Genomic DNA, 17,162 nt, shown 5'->3' with positions numbered 1-17,162 from the left:
CTGATCTCGAAGAAGCGGAACAGGAACAGCGACAGCCATTTCTTGATGGTCGCCAGGTCGTAGGCGTTGCGCGCCTCGTCGGGGAAGTTCTCGGGCCACTGGCCGGTCTTCACGTCGCGCCAGGCGTGCCAGGCCAGGAAGGCCACCTTGGACGGCGCCAGCCCGAAGCGCGTGATGTGGAACAGGTTGAAGTCCTGGAGTTCGTAGGGCCCGACCTTGGCCTGGGTCGACTGGATCGCCCCGTCGGCGCCGGCCGGCACCAGCTCGGGCGAGATCTCGGTGCCCAGGATCGACAGCAGGGTCGCCTTGGCCTGTTCGTCCAGCGGCTGGGTCTTCACCACCCAGCGGATCAGGTGCTGGATCAGCGTCTTCGCCACCCCGCCGTTGACGTTGTAGTGGCTCATGTGGTCGCCGACGCCATAGGTGCACCAGCCCAGCGCCAGCTCGCTCAGGTCGCCGGTGCCCAGCACGAAGGCCGCCCGCTGGTTGGCCAGCCGGAACAGGTAGTCGGTGCGCAGCCCCGCCTGCACGTTCTCGAAGGCGATGTCGTAGACCGGCTCGCCGTTGGCGAACGGGTGGCCCATCTCCTCCAGCATCAACCGCGCCGTCGGCTTGATGTCGATCTCCTGCCCCGTGACCCCCAGGCTGTTCATCAGCGCCCAGGCATTGGACTTGGTGCCGTCGCTGGTGGCGAAGCCGGGCATCGTGAAGGCCAGGATGTTCTTGCGCGGCAGGCCCACGGCGTCGAAGGCGCGCACGGCCACCAGCAGCGCATGGGTCGAATCCAGCCCGCCCGAGACCCCGATCACCAGGTGCTTCGACTTCGTCGACTGGATGCGCTTCACCAGCCCGTGGACCTGGATGTTGAAGGCCTCGTAGCAGTCCTTGTCGAGGCGCGCCGGGTCGTCGGGCACGAACGGGAAGCGGTCCAGCGGCCGCACCAGCCCCACGTCGTCGAAGTGCGGCTGATGCTCGAAGCGGATACGGCGGAACGCCTTCTCCGGATGGCCGGCCGCGGCCGCTGCGTCGTTGAACGTGGGCGTGCGCAGGCGCTCCAGGCGCAGGCGGCCCACGTCGATGTCGGCGATCGCCATCTCGGACTTCGCCGGGAAGCGGTCGGTCTGCGCCAGCCTTCGGCCCAGCTCATGGATCGAGGCCTGGCCGTCCCAGGCCAGGTCGGTCGTGCTCTCCCCCGGCCCCGCGGCCGAGTAGAGATAGGCCGCCTGGCAGCGCATCGACTGGCTGGCGCACAGGGTCTCGCGGTCGTCGGCCTTGCCCACCACGATGTTCGACGCCGACAGGTTGCAGAGGATCAGCGCCCCGGCCATGGCCCCCGCCGTCGACGGCGGCTGCGGCGCCCAGAAGTCCTCGCAGATCTCCAGGTGGAAGACGAAGTCGGCCAGGTCCTGCGCCTCGAACACCAGGTCCGTGCCGAACGGGGCGTCCTGCCCCGCCAGCCGCATGGTCAGCCCGGTGACGCCGACGCCCGGCGCGAACCAGCGCTTCTCGTAATACTCCCGGTAGTTGGGCAGGAAGCTCTTCGGAACCACGCCCAGGATGCGGCCCCGCGAGATGGCGACGGCGCAGTTGTAGAGCCGCCCGTTATGAACCAGCGGCGCGCCCACGATCAGCACCGGCTTCAACCGCGCACTGGCGGCGACCAGCCCGGCGATCTCGGCCTCCACCCGCTTCTGCAGCGCGTCCTGCAGGAACAGGTCGTCGATGGCGTAGGCCGAGATCCCCAGTTCGGGGAACAGCACCAGATCGCAGGACTCGACATCGGCCTCCCGCGCCATGCGCAGGGTCTCGGCGGCATTGAAGCCGGGATCGCCCGGCAGCACCGACGGCGTGCACACCGCCGCACGGACGAAGCCGTGCGTATGGATCGAATGGAACGCCTGGGTCACCGATCGCTCCCGTCCCGGGTAATGCTCACTTTGAGCATATATAGGCTGACCGAGTGTGAACGGCAAAGCCGCCCCGACTCAGGCGTCGCCGCAGGTTGGCGAAGCCCAGCGGGCGACGCTACGGGTTTCCGGTGGCTCTGCGGCCTCAGTCGTCGCGGTGGACGCGCTCGCGGCGCTCGTGCCGCTCCTGGGCTTCCAGGCTCAGCGTCGCGATCGGGCGGGCTTCGAGACGCGCCAGGCCGATCGGCTCGCCAGTCTCTTCGCAGTAGCCGTACGAGTTCTCCTCGATCCGGCGCAAAGCCTCGTCGATCTTGGAGATCAGTTTCCGCTGACGATCGCGCGTGCGGAGCTCAAGAGCGCGGTCAGTCTCCGAGGACGCCCGGTCCGCAAGGTCCGGATGGTTCTCAGTTTCCTTCTGGAGGTGCGACAGCGTCTCGCGAGATTCGCGGAGGATGTCCTCTTTCCATGCGTTGAGCTTCTGCTTGAAATACTCAAGCTGACGCTCGTTCATGAACTCCTCGTCCTCGGAAGGACGGTAGCTCGCATCATCAGCCAGTACAGCGGCTGTCTTCATGAAAACCTCACGCCCCTGGACACCCTGAGACACGCGCGGGCTGTATAGGCATATCGCCCGCCGGATTCAACGTCGCCGATGAGCTGGGCGAACTTAGGTTCCACGGCTTGCCATTTCGAACTTGGCCAGTTCGACCGCGGCGCGGGTCTCGATCTCGTCCAGCACCGCTTCCAGCTTGGGATCGTCGGTGGCCGCACGCTGCTCGCGGACGGCGCGGGCCAGCTGGTCCAGCTGGGCGTGCGAGAGCTCGCCGCCCAGCAGCGCCACCTTGAGCTTGTCGAGCTCGTCCAGCATGCGGCCGGCCCGTCCGACGGACCGCCGCCGGCGCTCGGTGGGCGATTCGATGTCCTGCAGCGCCAGCAGGGCCTCCACGCCCATCACGCCCGAGACGTTCGAAACGGTGGAGACCTGGGTCGGGGCCGCGGGCGCGCTGACGCTGCTGATCTGGAAGCCGCCGCCGCTCGCCGCCCCGCGCGCCGGCTTGGCGCCCGACGTCTGCGACAGACCGCCTGTTCCGGTGACCTTCATGTTGGACGCGCTCGGCCTCACAAACTCACGACCGAGATTGACCGGCCAAACTTGCAGCATGGTTAACGGGTGGAGGAATCTGCCTAGTCGATCTTGCCGCCCACGGCGTCGGAAAGCTGATTTTCCACAACTTTTCGACTGGCACGGTTCTCGCGAGATGGCGGCGAACTCTGTGCCCGAAGGTCGCCGATGCGTCTCCTCTCCGCCCTGCTCCTCGCCGCCAGCCTGATCGCGGGCCCTGCGTTCGCCAAATCGCGGATCAAGGACATCGTCGAGTTCGAAGGCGTTCGCGAGAACCAGCTGATCGGCTACGGCATCGTCGTGGGCCTGAACGGCACGGGGGACGCGCTGCGCAACGCCCCCTTCACCAAGCAGAGCCTCGAGGCGATGCTGGAGCGGCTGGGCGTCAACGTCCGCGACGCCAACCTCAACACGAAGAACGTGGCCGCGGTGATGGTCACCGCCAAGCTGCCGGCCTTCGCCGCGCCGGGTTCGCAGATCGACGCGACAGTCTCGGCCATGGGCGACGCCAAGAGCCTGCTGGGCGGGACCCTGCTGGTCACGCCGCTGCTGGGCGCCGACGGCGAGGCCTATGCCGCGGCGCAAGGCACCGTGCAGACCGGCTCGATCAGCGCCGGCGGCGCCTCGGGTTCGACCGTGCTGAAGGGCGTGCCCACCGCGGGCCGCATCGCCGGCGGCGCGATCGTCGAGCGCGAGGTCCGCTTCCAGCTGGCCGCCATGGGCCAGATGCGCCTGACACTGCGCAATCCCGACTTCACCACGGCCCGCCGCGTCGCCGACGTCATCAACGAAGCGTTCCCGGGCACGGCCCGGGCGGAAAGCCCGACGATCGTCGCGGTCCGTCCGGCCGACGGCCAGAACATCGTGCAGTTCATGGCCCAGATCGAGAACCTGGCGGTCGAGCCGGACTCGCCGGCCAAGGTGGTGATCGACGAGGTCGCCGGCGTGATCGTGATGGGCGACGCGGTGCGCGTCTCCACCGTGGCGATCCAGCAGGGCAACCTGACCATCACCGTGCGCGAGCAGCCCGCCGTCAGCCAGCCCAACGCCTTCTCGCGCGGCGGAGAGACCGCGGTGATCCCGCAGTCCGACGTCTCGGTCGAGGAAGAGAAGGGCAAGCAGTTCCTCACCGTAAGGAGCGGGACCTCGCTGTCGAACCTGGTCGCCGGTCTCAACGCCCTGGGCGTCACGCCGCGCGACATGATCTCGATCCTCCAGACCATCAAGGCGGCGGGCGCGCTGCAGGCCGAAATCGAGGTGATGTGATGAGCGATCTGATCTCGCCGACCACCCTCTCGCCCACGCTGCTGCGGCCGGTTCCGACCACCGACCTATCGAAGATCCAGCCGACGGCGACCGACCCCGAAGCCGTGGAACGCATCCGCACCCGCGCCAAGGAAACGGCCGAGAAGTTCGAAGGCCAGTTCCTCTCGTTCATGTTCCAGCAGATGTTCGAAGGCGTGAAGACCGACGGGCCCTTCGGCGGCGGCCACGGCGAGGAGATGTTCCGCTCTCTGATGACCGACGCCATGGGCAAGCAGATGGCCAAGAAGGGCGGCATCGGCCTGGCGGACACCATCCAGCGCGAAATGCTCAAGATGCAGGGGCTCACCTGATGGCCATCGCCGCGAACGGCGCCGACGACCGCGTCGAACAGCTCGTCATCCTGACCGAGCGCCTGACCCAGCTGATCGCCGCCCAGGCCCAGGCCTTCGAAGACCGCCGGCCACAGGACGCCGCGAGCCTGCTGGAAGAGACCGCGCGCCTGGCCAACCTCTATCGCCACGAGAGCGCCCGGGTCCGGGCCGACACCCGCCTGGTCGAAGGCGCGCCACTCGCCTCGCGCACGCGGCTGATCCGCGCCACCGAGGCCTTCGACGCCGTGCTGGCCCGCCAGGGCCGCGCCATCGAGGCGGCCCGGACGGTCACCGAAGGCCTTGTGAAGTGCATCGCCGACGAGGTCGCCAGCCAGCGCACCAAGGCTGTCTCCTACGGCGCCGCCGGCACGCAGAACCCGTCGTCATCGACCGTGGCCACGGCGATCACCCTCAACCGGCGCGCCTAGCCCCCCACCGACGCGTCAGTGCATCGTCCCGGCGACGATCTCCAGCTTGTTGCCGTCGGGATCCAGGATCACGCATCCGTAGTAGTCGGGGGCGATATCAGGATGCGGGCCGGCGACGCGGATCGCGGTCGCGCCTTGGGCCATGGCCGAGGCATAGGCCGCATCGACCGCAGCCCGCGTCTCGGCCTTGAACGCCAGGTGCGCGCCCAGGCCCGCGACCCGCTCACCCTCGACCGAATACAGGTAGAGCAGCCCCGACGCACCCCCGGGCCCATAGGCGATCTCGCCGGGCTTCTCGGAGGCGATGCTGGCGCCCAGCGGGGCGAAGAAGGCGTTGTAGAACCGGCGCGCGGCGCCCAGGTCACGCACGCCAAGGGACAGGTGATCGAACATGCAAGGGCTCCGCCTGACTGGGCCTTGATGTGCGAGGGCGATGGCGCGGCGACAAGCGCCAATCGGGTGGCGATCTGCAGTCCATTCCAAGGAACCCGATCTCGATCGCCCGGCGAGGCTTGTTCAAACACTTGTTTGATGTCGCGACTTCGGCCTATGCTGGTTTTCGCTGCCGGACCGTCCGGCGGCCTACGTTCTCAGGGCGGGGTGTAACTCCCCACCGGCGGTAATGCCCTCCCCTCGCAAGAGAGAGGGACGAGCCCGCGGGCGCTTCGCTTCGGCGAAGGACGAGCAGAGCCGGTGCGATCCCGGAGCCGACGGTCATAGTCCGGTTATGAGAACGGCCAAGCTGCGTCAGGCGGAGCTCCGCCTTGCGTATGCGTGGCCTGCCCCCTGAGTCGTGGTCCTCGAAACTCCCAAGGGAGCCGAACCATGACCCAACTGAAGACCTCCGAACTCAAGACCCTGGAATTCCCCACCGCCAACGGCGCCTATCGGGCCGGGCGGATCGCGTTCGTGCACGCCCTCTGGCACGCCGAGATCGTCCGCGAGGCGTACACCGGCTTTGTCGACGAGATGGCCGGCCTGGGCATCCCGGCCGAGGCGATCGAGAAGTTCGAAACGCCCGGATCCTTCGAGATCCCGCTGCACGCCCAGACCCTCGCCCGCACGGGCCGGTACGCCGCCATCGTGGCCGCCGGATTCGTGGTGGACGGCGGCATCTATCGCCACGACTTCGTCGCTCAGACGGTGATCCAGGCGCTGATGCAGGTGCAGCTGGCGACCGAGACGCCGGTGTTCTCGGTGGTGCTGACCCCGCACCACTTCCATGAGCACGAGACCCACCAGGGTTTCTTCCAAGCCCACTTCCGCCAGAAGGGCGCCGAGGCCGCGCGCGCCTGCCACGGCACGCTGACCAGCCTGGCGCAGTTGGCGGGAGCGGTGTGATGGAGGCCCTCCTCGACGTCCCGGCGGGCTTCGAGCGTCACGGCCGCAAGAGTCCCGTCACCGATCCCTGGGAGCCGCTGTGGCGGCGGGTCTCGGGCGACACGGTCGTCTTGGGCCTGCGGGTCGGCACGCCGCACTGCAACGGTCGCGGCTTCGTCCACGGCGGGCTGATATCGGCGCTGGCCGACAACGCCATGGGACTGTCGTGCGTGCGCAAGCTGGGCGAGGTCTCCAGTCTGGTGACCGTGAACCTGACCGTCGACTTCCTGGCCTCGGCCCACACGGGACAATGGCTGGAGTTCGATACGGTGTTCGTGAAGCCGGGCGGCACGCTATGCTTCACGCAGGCCTTCGTCACCGCCGACGGCCAGCCGTGCGCCCGGGCCAATGCGGTGTTTCGCGTCGTCAGGAAGGCTGCCGCATGACCCACTACATCGTCGCCCGCATCGCGATCCACGACCGCGAGCGCTACGGTCAGTACGAGGCCGGCTTCATGCCGATCTTCGCCAAGTACGGCGGCCAGATCCTGGCCGTGAACGATGCCCCTGAGGTGCTGGAGGGTCCGCCCGACACGCGCCGGCTGGTGATCCTCGCGTTCCCGGACCGCGACGCCGCCCTCGCCTGGGCAGGCTCCGCGGAGTACCGGGAGATCGCCAAGCACCGCCTGGCTGCGTCGGAGGGCGAGATCGTCATCACGCCGGGCTTTCCCTCCCCGACCTGAGGGGCAGGACGATCTCCCGCTGGATACCTACGGCTTCGAGGAAGTCGCGGTCGTGGCTGACCACCAGCAAGGCGCCGTCGTAGCCCGCCAGGGCGGCTTCGACGGCGCCGATGCTGTCGAGATCCAGGTGGTTGGTGGGCTCATCCAGGATCAGGAGCTGCGGTGGCTCGTCGCCCAGCAGGACGCAGGCCAGCGCCGCGCGCAGCCGCTCGCCGCCCGAAAGCGCCGCCACCGGCTTCTCCGCGGCGGTGTTGCGGAACAGGAAGCGCGCGAGCGCGGCGCGGGCCGCGTTCTCGCTGGCCCGTGGATTGAGCCGCCGGAACGCCGCGACCAGGGTGGCGTCGTCGCCCAGCAGCGCGGTCTGCTGGTCGAGGAACGCCGCCTTCACGCCGCGAATGACCTTGCCGCCCGTGGGCATGAGTTCGCCCGCGATGAGCCGGATCAGCGTGGTCTTGCCGGACCCGTTTGGGCCGGATGCCGCCACGCGCTCCGGACCAACGATCCTGAGCGAAACGCCCTTCAGCACGGGCGCGCCGCCCGGCCAGGCAAAGGCGATGTCTTCCACTCCGGCCACCAGCTTGCCGGGCGCCAGTCCGGACGGCGGCAGGTCGAAGGTCAGGCGACGAACGCGCTCCACCCGGGCGTCGGCGTCCGCCAACGCCTCGGACGCCTCGGCGCGCAGGCGGTCCGCCACGTGGAGAGCCCGGGCCCCCGACGTCTCGGCCCGCTGCTGGCGGGCGTCGAGCAGGATCTTGGGCGCATCGTTCCTGGCCCGCGTGCGCTTGCCGGCGGCGTCCTTGCGCTGCTTGCGCTCGGCGGCGACCTGGACCTCGCGGGCGACACGAGCCACCTGCTTCTCGGCGTCGGCCAGCTCGCGGGCGGCGGCTCTCTCGGCCTCGGCCTTGCGCTGAACGTAGAGGTCGTAGTCGCCGCCGAACACCTGAGCGCCCAAACTGGAGAGTTCGACGATCCGGTCCATCTGCCGGAGCAGGGTCCGGTCGTGGCTGACCACGACCGCCCCGCCCTTCCACGTCCTCAGCACCTCAGCAATCAGGTCGCGGGCCGCGGCGTCGAGGTTGTTGGTCGGCTCGTCCAGCAGCAGCAGGTCAGGTTCGGCGGCCAACAGCCCCGCCAGCGAGGCCCGGGTCACCTGACCGCCGCTGAGCGAAGCCGCCGGGCGTTGGAGGTCGAGACCGGCGAGATCGACGCCGGCCAACGCCTGCTCAAGTCGGCCCTCCAGTGTCCAGTCGGCCTCGGCGAAGTCAGCCTCGGTCCCCTCGCCCGCCTCGACACGGCGCAGCCGCGAGAGCGCCGCGTCCACGCCCATCAGCGCCGCGACGGTAGCGCCAGGCGGCGGGATCAAGGCCTGGCGCAGCACGCCCAAGCGCCCGTGAACGCTGAGGGCTCCCGCGGTCGGCGGCAGCTCGCCCAGCACCACACGCAACAGCGTGGACTTGCCCACGCCATTGCGCCCCACGAGTCCGGTGCGTTCGGTCCCGAAGGCGAGTGTCAGGTTTTCAAAGAGGCTGCGGCCGTCAGGCGTTACGTAGCTGAGGCCGTCGAGCGTGATCAGAGAGGGCATGGCGCAGGGTCTTCGCGACGTGGACAGATCGGGTGGTCGGATTGTCCAGCGCGCGCCGCATCGGCCTGCTCCTCGGGGTGAAGGGGCGAAATCTAGGTGCGAACCGTGCGGCCCGCAATCCGGCGATGCTGGCGCCGACGCGAGGAACGTGTTCGGATCGCCGCCGGGGTTGGGGGGAGTCAGGTGATGTCCGTTCACGGCGGCGCGCTCGCGCGCAGGCGCTTTCTGCAGTTCGTGGGCGCCAGCCCCCTTTGGGCCGCACCCGCCATGGCCGACGGCGCGGCCGCCCCTTCGATCACCAGCGCCGCCCAGGCCCTCAACGTGTTCGAACTGCAGGAGGTGGCCGCCAGGAATATCCCGCCGGCGCACTACGGCTACCTGATGACCGGCGTCCACGACGACAGGACCGTGGCCGCCAACGCCGCCGGGTATTCCCGCTGGGGCCTGCGGGCGCGGCGGCTGGTCGATGTCAGCAGGATCGACATCGGCGTGACCCTGTTCGGGCAGACGTTCGCCTCGCCAGTGGCCTTGTGCCCCCTGTCGGCGCAGCGCGCCTTCCATCCCGACGGCGAGCTCGCGTCCGCGCGAGCGGCCAAGGCGCGCGGAGCGTTACAGATGCTGTCGACGGTCTCGTCCACCAGCATCGAGGAGGTCACCAAGGCCCGCGGCGCCCCCGTCTGGTTCCAGGTCTATCCCACCAGCGATATCGAGGTGGCCAAGGCGCTGGTCCGCCGCGCCGATGCGGCCGGGGCCGGGGCGATCGTGCTGACCCTCGACCTGCTGGGCGGCGGCATGCGGCGCGAGACCATGCAGCGCCTCGCCCGCCTGGACGACCGCCCGTGCGAGGCCTGCCACGGCACGCCCGCCGAGCGCGCCACCCAGAACCTGCGGCGACCAAACTACCAGGGCATCGACACCAGCCGGGTCCGCACCATCTCTGCGCCGGCCTTCACCTGGGACTATGTCTCGAACCTGCGCGCGGTCACGAAGTCGCCACTGCTGGTGAAGGGAATCATGACCGGCGAGGACGCGAAGATTGCGCTGCGCCGCGGAGCCGACGGCATCATCGTCTCCAACCACGGCGGCCGCGCGGAGGACAGTCTCATCGCGACGGTCGAGGCGCTGCCCGAGGTGGTCGCGGCAGTCGGCGGCAAGGCGCCGATCATCGTCGACGGCGGCATCCGGCGCGGGACCGACGTATTCAAGGCGATCGCGCTGGGCGCGGACGCCGTCGCGATCGGGCGGCCCTACATCTGGGGCCTGGGCGCGTTCGGCGAGGAGGGTGTCGCCGCCGCGATGCGCCTGATCGACGACGAGCTGCTGGAGGCCATGCGCCAGTGCGGCGTCACGCGCCTGGCCGACCTGGGCAAGGCCAACATCCAGCATCTGGTCTAGCGGCTTACGGACCTGGCGTCCGCATGGTGGGTTGAACGCGCCCTACGCCGGCGCGATGTCCCGGCCATGACCGACATCGACTGGACCGCCGTCGCGGCCGACCTGGACACTCACGGCTGCGCCCGCATCCCCGGACTGCTGGACCCCGCCGCCTGCGAGGCGATCGCCGCGCGCTACGACGGCGACGGCTATCGCTCGACGGTCGTGATGGCGCGTCACGGGTTCGGGCGTGGCGAGTACCGCTACTTCGCCTTCCCCTGCCCGATCCGGTTCAGGCCCTGCGCACCGCGCTCTGGCCGCCGTTGGCCGAGATCGCGAACCGCTGGAACACCACGCTGGGCGAAGCCGCTCGCTATCCCGCCGAACACGCCGAGTATCTGGCGCGCTGCCACGCCGCCGGCCAGACGCGGCCGACGCCGCTGGTGCTGCGCTATGGGCCGGGCGACTACAACTGCCTGCACCAGGACCTCTATGGCGAGCAGGTCTTCCCGCTGCAGGCGGCGATCCTGCTCAGCGAGCCTGGCCGCGACTTCGAAGGCGGCGAGTTCGTCCTCACCGAGCAGCGGCCGCGCATGCAGTCGCGCGTCGAAGTCGTGCCGCTGCGCCAGGGCGACGCGGTGGTCTTCCCTGTTCACCACCGCCCGATCCGCGGCGGCAAAGGCGTCTATCGGGTGAACATGCGCCACGGCGTCAGCCGCCTGCGCAAAGGCTGCCGGCACACGCTCGGTATCATCTTTCACGACGCCCTCTGAAGGGTCCGATCATTTCAAGTTAGTTAGACTCACACAAAACTGTTGCGAGCGGCGTTATTCGTGTTAGTAGCGCCCACATGAAAATTGACGCCGAGCTTTCAGACGAACGCCGCCCCTACCGGCAGACCGCCCGCGCGGCTGCGGCGGAGGCGACTGCACAGCGGATCGTCGATGCCTTCCGGGCTCGCCTGGAACGGCTCTGGTTCGAGGACATCCGCCTCGAGGACGTCGCCCAGGAGGCTGGCGTTACAGTGCAGACGATCATCCGCCGCTTCGGCGGCAAGGAAGGGTTGCTTGGACCAACCTCGGACGCCATCGAACGTGACGTACTGAGCACTCGTGAGGCGCCGCCTGGCGACGCCCCCGCGGCCGTCGCCGCCCTCGTGCGCGATTATGAGGTCAACGGCGAAGTCTATATGCGCGCTCTCGCGCAGGAAGACCGCTATCCGGCGCTGCGCCGCATGACCGACACCGGCCGCGCCAGCCACCGGGGCTGGGTCGAGCGCGTGTTCGCACCCGAACTCGCCGGGCAACCGGACGATATCGCACGCCGCCGCCTCGACGGCCTGGTCGTCGCCACCGATGTCTATGTGTGGAAGCTCATACGTCGGGACATGGGCCGCTCAATCTCCGAACTCGAGGATCACATGTTGCGGCTGATCCAGGCCGCGCTGTCCATCTCCAACGCCCTTCCTACGCAGGACATCCCCCGATGACCCAAGCCGAAGCCGCCCGCCGCTTTCGAATGAAGTCGTTCCTCTTCGCCACCTGGGAAGGTGGTGGAACTGTCGCCCCCATGCTCACCGTCGTGCGCAAGCTGCTCCACCATGGACACCGCGTGAGGGTGATGAGCGACGCCTGCAACCGCTTCGAATGCGAGGCGGCGGGCGCGACATTCGTCCCCTGGACCCGCGCGCCCAGCCGACCCGACCGCACCCCGGCGAGCGAGACGGTTAGCGATTGGGCGTACGAGGGGGCGGCGGGCCTGCAGCACGCGATCGACGTCGTCTGGGCCGGCCCCGCGCTTGCCTATGCACAGGACGTGATCGCCGAACTGGAGCGCGAACCGGCCGAGCTGGTGGTGACCAGCGAGATGTTGTTCGGCGTCGCCATCGCCTGCGAGGCTGTGGGCCAACCCTTCTGCTACCTGGCGGCCAATATCAGCCTGTTCCCGATCCCCGGCGTGCCGCCGATGGGCCCTGGCTTGGCGCCGCCGCGCACCGAGGCCGAGGTCGCCCTGCACGCCGAGATGCGCGACGGCGTCGTCGCCCTGTTCGACCATGGCCTGCCCGCCATCAATACGGCTCGCCTTCACCTGGGCCTGCCGCCCCTTGACCACGCAATCGACCAGGCCGAGGCGGCGCAGGCTGTGCTTTTGGCCACCGCCCGCGCGTTCGACTTCGCGCCAGAAACGCTGCCGGCGAAGGTCCGCTACGTCGGTCCCCAGTTGGACGAGCCGGCGTGGGCGCAGACCTGGGTCTCGCCATGGCCGCCGGGCGATGATCGGCCGCTGGTCCTGGTGGCGTTCTCCACAACGTTCCAGAACCACACCGTGGTGCTGCAGCGCGTTATTGACGCGGCCGGCGAGTTGCCGCTCCGCCTGCTCGTGACCCTGGGCGGCAGCATCGACGCCGACGCCCTGCGGCCGGCGGACAACTGCAGGCTCGCCGCGAACGCAGCCCACGACGCGGTGATGCGCGCGGCCGTGGCCGTGGTGACGCACGGCGGCCACGGCACGGTGACGCGCGCGCTGGCGCATCGCCGCCCCATGCTGGTCATTCCGCACGGTCGGGACCAGAACGACAACGCCGCGCGCGTCGCCGCTCGCGGGGCGGGGCTTCGGCTGGACCCAACCGCATCGACCTCGGAGATTCGTATGGCGCTGCGCCGACTCCTGAGCGATCCGACCATTGCGGAAGCGGCCCGGACCCTGGGCAATGCGGTCGCCATGGAGCGCGAGACCTCACCGGTCGTGGAGTTGCTCGAGGGATTGGTCCTGGCGAACGAGCGCACCGATCTCTGCCTCGCGGGCTGACAGCGCCTCGGCCGCGGTCGGGCTCGCGGCTTTCGGACATGTGTTGGCATCGCCACATTGGCCTGCGCGGCGCCGCGAACGATCTTCCGGGCAAAGGAGATCACCACATGTCTTTCGTCGTTTCCGCCCTTCCCGCCGCCCCCTTCCAGCCGCTGTTCGGACTGTCCGACGATGCGCTCGCGGCGCAGGGAATCCAGCGCCGGGTCGTCGAAGGGCCCGGCTCGCCCTGCCGGCTCACCCTGGAGGACGCCCGGCCGGGCGAGACCGTCCTGCTGATGAACTACGAACACCAGCCGGCCGACACGCCGTTCCGGTCGCGCCACGCCATCTTCGTCCGCGAAGGGGCGTCCGAGCGTCGCTTCGGGCCCGGTGAGATCCCGCCGGCCTTCTCGGCGCGCCAGTTCCTGTCGCTCAGGGCGTTCGACGCGGCCGGCATGATGATCGACGCCGACATCGTGGCGACCACCGAACTGACCCCAGCCATCGATCGCCTGCTGGCCGATCCGCAGGCGGCCTATCTCCACGCCCACTACGCCGGCGCCGGCTGCTACGCCGCGCGCATCGACCGCATCTGAGCATCCCAACGCGTCGCCTGAAGGAGACCCCACATGACCTACGCCGTGACTGGACTGCCGCTCGACGACTTCCGCCCCCTGTTCGCCCTCTCCGATGAGGCCCTGGCCGCCCGCGGCGTTATCCGCAAGACCGCCGACTACAGCCCGGGCTATCCCTGCCGCATCACACTGCAGGACGCCCAACCCGGCGAAAGCGTCCTGCTGCTCAACCACGAAAGCCACAGCGCACCGACGCCCTACCGCTCGGCCTACGCGATCTTCGTGCGCGAGGCGGCCGACGCCACCCTGCAGGTCCAGGACGGCCTGCCGCCTGTGCTGAAGGGGCGCCCGATCGCGCTTCGGATCTTCAACGATCAGGGGATGCTGATCGGGGCCGACCTTTCCCGCGACGCGCCTCTGGACGCCGCGATCCGCAACGCGTTCGAGAATCCTGCGACGGCCTACATCCACGCCCACAATGCGGCCCACGGCTGCTTTGTCGCGCGCATCGATCGGGCCTGAGCCCTGACGAAGCCATGAGGAGGAAACCAAAGTGATCTGAGGGGGTTCAGGGGGGCGGTTCCATACTGGAGGCCCATCGTGCACCGCCCGCTCAAGCTCATCCTGGCCGTGAGCTGCCTCACCGCAGCGCCGGCTTCCGCGCTTGCCCAGATCTGGCCCGCCAGCGTCGTGGCCGCCGCGCCGAGGATGGCGGCGACCACGGCGCAACCGCGCGCTCCGGCTCGCGCCGAGCGGACGCCCAAGTCATTGCGTCGGGTGAACCTCGCGGCGCCCAGCGCCAGCGCGGCCCTGCGCCTGTCCGCGGCCGAGGATATCCCGGAGGTCGATATCCGCCCCAAGGGGGAATGGTCTGACGACCAGGGCCTGCGGGTCAGTCCGACGCGAGTCGCCTTCAAGCGGCGCTTCTGATCCCATCGGCTGATGAAGCTTCGCCTTGCACTCGCGATCAGCGCTCTGGCGACCAGCGCCGCCGCGCAGGAAATGACCTGCCAGCCGACTCAGGCCGACGCCCGGCGCTACGCGCGCCTTGGCGAAGCCTGGAAGGCCGCCCGCCACGACGCCATCGCCGCCGGCCACGGGGATGACCTGCGCCGCCTGGGGCCCGTGGCGGACCCGCGCACGAACCTGAACCGTCCCCAGCCCACGCCGGGCCGCTACCAGTGCCGCACGATCAAGCTGGGCTCGGCAGGCGAAGGCATGCTGCCGTACATCGCCTACGGCTGGTTCCGCTGCATGGTGACGCTGACGCCCGGCGGCGACCTGATCCTCAAGAAGACCACCGGCTCGCAACGTCCCGTCGGCCTGATCTGCCCGGGCGGCCGGCGCACGGCGAAGTTCGTCGGCGTGCTTGAACTCGGAAACGAGGTCCGCGCGCCGCGCTACGGGTCGGAGGCCGATCGCGACATGATCGGCGAGGTGCGCCGCATGGGCGACGAGCGCTGGCGCGTCGCGTTTCCATGGCCGGCCTACGAGTCCAAACTGGACCTGTTGGAAATGCGCCGCGTGCGATGACTTGAGCCCATGCGCTTCGCGGGGTCTAACCGCGGAAGCGAGTTCGGGGGACAGCGCGTGACGACAGCGACGGGGGCCGAGGCCCGGCGGGTGGAGCTTACGGTCCGGGGCGTGCTCCTGGGCATCCTGATCTGCCTCGTGTTCACGGCGGCGAACGTCTACCTGGGCCTTCGGGTCGGCCTCACGGTCGCGACGTCGATCCCGGCGGCGATCATCTCGATGGCCCTGCTGAGCGCCTTCAAGGACTCCACCATCTGGGAGAACAACATCGTCCAGACCGTCGCCTCGGCGGCGGGGGCGATGGCGTCAGTGATCTTCGTGCTGCCGGGCCTGGTGATCGTGGGCGCCTGGACCGGCTTTCCCTTCTGGACGACGTTCGGGCTCTGCGCGATCGGGGGCGTGTTGGGCGTGATGTATACCGTGCCCCTACGCCGCGCCCTGGTGTCCAACTCGCCGCTCCCCTACCCCGAAGGCGTCGCCGCGGCCGAGGTGCTCAAGGTGGGCTCTGGCGTGCGCGACGGCAGCGCCGAGCAGGCGGCGGACGGCAAGCGCGGCCTGACCGCCATCATCCTCGGCAGCGCCGCCTCGGCGCTCTACGCGCTGCTGGTCGGCACGCGGGTGTTCGCAGGCGAGGTCGCGGGCTTCTTCCGGGTCGGCGCCGGCGCGACCGGGATCGGCGCGTCGATGTCGCTGGCCCTGCTGGGCGCCGGTCACCTGATGGGAATCGCGGTCGGCATGGCGATGCTGACGGGGCTCCTGATCGCCTGGGTCGTGGCAGTGCCGATCCTCACCGCGCTCTATCCCGACGCCGCGGCCTCGGCGGCCGATGCGGCCGGAGCGGTCTGGACGACCAAGGTGCGCTTCATCGGGGCGGGCGCCATCGCCATCTCCGCGATCTGGACCCTGGCCAAGCTGGCCGTACCGGTGTGGAACGGCCTGGTCGGGGCGCTGGCCGCGCAGGCCCGACGGGGCGCGCCCGGCGCCCGGGCCCTGACGCGGGCGGAACAGGACATTCCGATCGGCATCGTCGCCGTTGTCTCGGCCCTCTGCCTGATCCCAATGGGCGTGCTGATCTTCAACTTCCTCCAGGGCGGACCGCTCGCGGGCCTGGCGATCCCGCTGACGCTGGCGGCGCTGGCCTATATCGCCATCGCGGGGTTCCTGGTCGCCGGCGTGTGCGGCTACATGGCCGGCCTGATCGGGTCATCCAACAGCCCGGTGTCTGGCCTGGCGATCCTGGCGGTGCTGGGCGCCTCGCTGATCGTGGCCACGATCGGCGCGAGCGCCATGCTGCGTGATCCGATGCCGCTCGTCGCCTTCGCCCTGCTGGTGACCGGCGTGCTGCTGGCCGTGGCGGTCGCGGCCAACGACAATCTGCAGGACCTGAAGACCGGCCAACTGGTCGACGCCACCCCGTGGCGGCAACAGGCGGTGCTGGTGATCGGTGTGATCGCCGGATCAGCAGTGATCCCGCCGGTGCTCGAGCTTCTGAACCGCTCGAACGGCTTCGCCGGCTCGCCGATGGCCGGCATCTCGGACCAGCCCCTGCCCGCCCCGCAGGCGACCCTGATCTCCACCATCGCCAAGGGGGTCATCAGCCACGACCTGGACTGGGGCCTGATCGGCGTGGGCGTGCTGGTCGGCGTGGGGCTGATCGTCATCGACGAGTTGCTGCGGCGGACCAAGCGCTACAGCCTGCCGCCCCTGGGCGTGGGCATGGCCATCTACTTGCCGGCGACCCTCACCCTGCCGGTGGTGATCGGCGCGGTGGCCGGCTGGCTGTACGACCGTCGCGTCGCCGACCGGCCCGATGGCGAGTCCGCCAAGCGACTTGGGGTCCTGGTGGTCTCGGGCCTGATCGTCGGCGAGAGCCTGTTCAACGTGGCGCTGGCCGGCCTGATCGTCGTCACCAGTTCAGGTTCGCCCTTGGGCCTTGTTCCCGAGGGTTTCGGCCCCGCGCCTCTTCTGGCGTTGATCGGCTACGCGGGCGCCATGGCGCTGCTGTACGGCTGGGCAGGTCGCAAGCGCGCGTGATCGAGGTGTGTTCCTACTGCCACCGTGGTGTCAGCAGCCCCGGCGTAGGCGATGCCGCCGGGTCTATGTTCGCTTTGCGTTCCTGTGTTATGCCCGAGTCCCGTCACCTACATTAGGCGG

The 17,162-nt window shown here is 69.5% G+C and carries 19 protein-coding genes, 1 pseudogene and 1 riboswitch; of the genes and pseudogenes, 15 read left to right on the top strand and 5 right to left on the bottom strand.

Annotation, left to right across the window (positions count from 1 at the left end; all coding sequences use genetic code 11):
- From EPN98_RS15410 to EPN98_RS15400, 3 genes are all read right to left on the bottom strand, one after another.
- A partial coding sequence (locus EPN98_RS15410; RefSeq protein ID WP_293363789.1) for an NAD(+) synthase occupies positions 1–1,907 on the bottom strand: 1,907 nt, incomplete at its 3' end.
- Positions 1,908–2,052: 145 nt separating this feature from the next.
- On the bottom strand, positions 2,053–2,481 hold the full coding sequence (gene dksA / locus EPN98_RS15405) for an RNA polymerase-binding protein DksA (protein ID WP_293363788.1): 429 nt from the start codon (positions 2,479–2,481) through the stop codon (positions 2,053–2,055).
- A 93-nt stretch (positions 2,482–2,574) separates the two neighbouring features.
- Entirely contained in the window at positions 2,575–3,009 is a 435-nt protein-coding gene (locus EPN98_RS15400; protein ID WP_293363787.1) for a flagellar assembly protein FliX, read from the bottom strand.
- Positions 3,010–3,198: 189 nt separating this feature from the next.
- On the opposite strand from EPN98_RS15400, the gene EPN98_RS15395 reads away from it, so the two are divergent.
- The 3 genes from EPN98_RS15395 to EPN98_RS15385 are packed head-to-tail and all read left to right on the top strand — an operon-like array spanning position 3,199 to position 5,095.
- A complete protein-coding gene (locus tag EPN98_RS15395; protein WP_293363786.1) occupies positions 3,199–4,296 on the top strand; it encodes a flagellar basal body P-ring protein FlgI in 1,098 nt (365 codons plus the stop codon).
- The gene (locus tag EPN98_RS15390; RefSeq protein WP_293363785.1) at positions 4,296–4,646 is read left to right on the top strand and encodes a rod-binding protein; all 351 of its coding nucleotides are present in this window, start codon (positions 4,296–4,298) and stop codon (positions 4,644–4,646) included. The genes EPN98_RS15395 and EPN98_RS15390 overlap by 1 nt, the downstream gene beginning before the upstream one ends.
- On the top strand, positions 4,646–5,095 hold the full coding sequence (locus EPN98_RS15385; protein ID WP_293363784.1) for a flagellar basal body protein: 450 nt from the start codon (positions 4,646–4,648) through the stop codon (positions 5,093–5,095). The genes EPN98_RS15390 and EPN98_RS15385 overlap by 1 nt, the downstream gene beginning before the upstream one ends.
- Before the next feature lie 15 nt (positions 5,096–5,110).
- On the opposite strand, the gene EPN98_RS15380 is transcribed toward EPN98_RS15385, so the two are convergent.
- Positions 5,111–5,488, bottom strand: a complete 378-nt coding sequence (locus EPN98_RS15380; RefSeq protein WP_293363783.1) for a VOC family protein — start codon at positions 5,486–5,488, stop codon at positions 5,111–5,113.
- A 189-nt stretch (positions 5,489–5,677) separates the two neighbouring features.
- A riboswitch (FMN riboswitch) is annotated at positions 5,678–5,834 on the top strand.
- Between the two features lie 86 nt (positions 5,835–5,920).
- Between EPN98_RS15380 and EPN98_RS15375 the strand changes: the two genes are divergently transcribed.
- Genes EPN98_RS15375 through EPN98_RS15365 form a run of 3 tightly spaced genes read left to right on the top strand, consistent with a single transcriptional unit; the run spans position 5,921 to position 7,157 of the window.
- The gene (locus EPN98_RS15375) at positions 5,921–6,436 is read left to right on the top strand and encodes a 6,7-dimethyl-8-ribityllumazine synthase (protein WP_293363782.1); all 516 of its coding nucleotides are present in this window, start codon (positions 5,921–5,923) and stop codon (positions 6,434–6,436) included.
- On the top strand, positions 6,436–6,861 hold the full coding sequence (locus EPN98_RS15370; RefSeq protein WP_293363781.1) for a PaaI family thioesterase: 426 nt from the start codon (positions 6,436–6,438) through the stop codon (positions 6,859–6,861). Before EPN98_RS15375 ends, EPN98_RS15370 begins: the two co-directional genes overlap by 1 nt.
- Positions 6,858–7,157, top strand: coding sequence for a DUF1330 domain-containing protein (locus EPN98_RS15365; RefSeq protein ID WP_293363780.1), 300 nt, complete (start codon positions 6,858–6,860; stop codon positions 7,155–7,157). Before EPN98_RS15370 ends, EPN98_RS15365 begins: the two co-directional genes overlap by 4 nt.
- On the opposite strand, the gene EPN98_RS15360 is transcribed toward EPN98_RS15365, so the two are convergent.
- Entirely contained in the window at positions 7,129–8,739 is a 1,611-nt protein-coding gene (locus EPN98_RS15360) for an ABC-F family ATP-binding cassette domain-containing protein (protein ID WP_293363779.1), read from the bottom strand. The two genes, EPN98_RS15365 and EPN98_RS15360, sit on opposite strands and share 29 nt — an antisense overlap.
- Before the next feature lie 186 nt (positions 8,740–8,925).
- Here EPN98_RS15360 and EPN98_RS15355 point away from each other — a divergent pair, with 186 nt between their 5' ends.
- The 9 genes and pseudogenes from EPN98_RS15355 to EPN98_RS15315 all read left to right on the top strand — a co-directional run bounded on the left by EPN98_RS15355 (position 8,926) and on the right by EPN98_RS15315 (position 17,042).
- Complete coding sequence (locus EPN98_RS15355) at positions 8,926–10,134, top strand: alpha-hydroxy acid oxidase (RefSeq protein WP_293363778.1); 1,209 nt, start codon at positions 8,926–8,928, stop codon at positions 10,132–10,134.
- 66 nt (positions 10,135–10,200) lie between these two features.
- Positions 10,201–10,886: pseudogene (locus EPN98_RS15350) on the top strand (2OG-Fe(II) oxygenase).
- Positions 10,887–10,963: 77 nt separating this feature from the next.
- Entirely contained in the window at positions 10,964–11,602 is a 639-nt protein-coding gene (locus EPN98_RS15345; protein WP_293363777.1) for a TetR/AcrR family transcriptional regulator, read from the top strand.
- An 80-nt stretch (positions 11,603–11,682) separates the two neighbouring features.
- A complete protein-coding gene (locus tag EPN98_RS15340; RefSeq protein ID WP_366558481.1) occupies positions 11,683–12,921 on the top strand; it encodes a nucleotide disphospho-sugar-binding domain-containing protein in 1,239 nt (412 codons plus the stop codon).
- A 107-nt stretch (positions 12,922–13,028) separates the two neighbouring features.
- Complete coding sequence (locus EPN98_RS15335; RefSeq protein ID WP_293363776.1) at positions 13,029–13,496, top strand: DUF1203 domain-containing protein; 468 nt, start codon at positions 13,029–13,031, stop codon at positions 13,494–13,496.
- A 33-nt stretch (positions 13,497–13,529) separates the two neighbouring features.
- Entirely contained in the window at positions 13,530–13,997 is a 468-nt protein-coding gene (locus EPN98_RS15330) for a DUF1203 domain-containing protein (RefSeq protein WP_293363775.1), read from the top strand.
- Positions 13,998–14,075: 78 nt separating this feature from the next.
- Positions 14,076–14,405, top strand: a complete 330-nt coding sequence (locus EPN98_RS15325; protein WP_293363774.1) for a hypothetical protein — start codon at positions 14,076–14,078, stop codon at positions 14,403–14,405.
- Between the two features lie 12 nt (positions 14,406–14,417).
- Positions 14,418–15,008 carry a DUF4893 domain-containing protein gene (locus EPN98_RS15320; RefSeq protein ID WP_293363773.1) on the top strand — a complete coding sequence of 197 codons (591 nt, stop codon included), beginning with the start codon at positions 14,418–14,420 and terminating at the stop codon, positions 15,006–15,008.
- Positions 15,009–15,065: 57 nt separating this feature from the next.
- Positions 15,066–17,042 carry an oligopeptide transporter, OPT family gene (locus tag EPN98_RS15315; protein ID WP_293363772.1) on the top strand — a complete coding sequence of 659 codons (1,977 nt, stop codon included), beginning with the start codon at positions 15,066–15,068 and terminating at the stop codon, positions 17,040–17,042.
- Positions 17,043–17,162 lie beyond the last annotated feature (120 nt).

The sequence above is a fragment of the Phenylobacterium sp. genome, assembly GCF_004299445.1.
Classification (GTDB): domain Bacteria; phylum Pseudomonadota; class Alphaproteobacteria; order Caulobacterales; family Caulobacteraceae; genus Phenylobacterium.
This window is presented reverse-complemented; position numbering and strand designations above follow the sequence as displayed.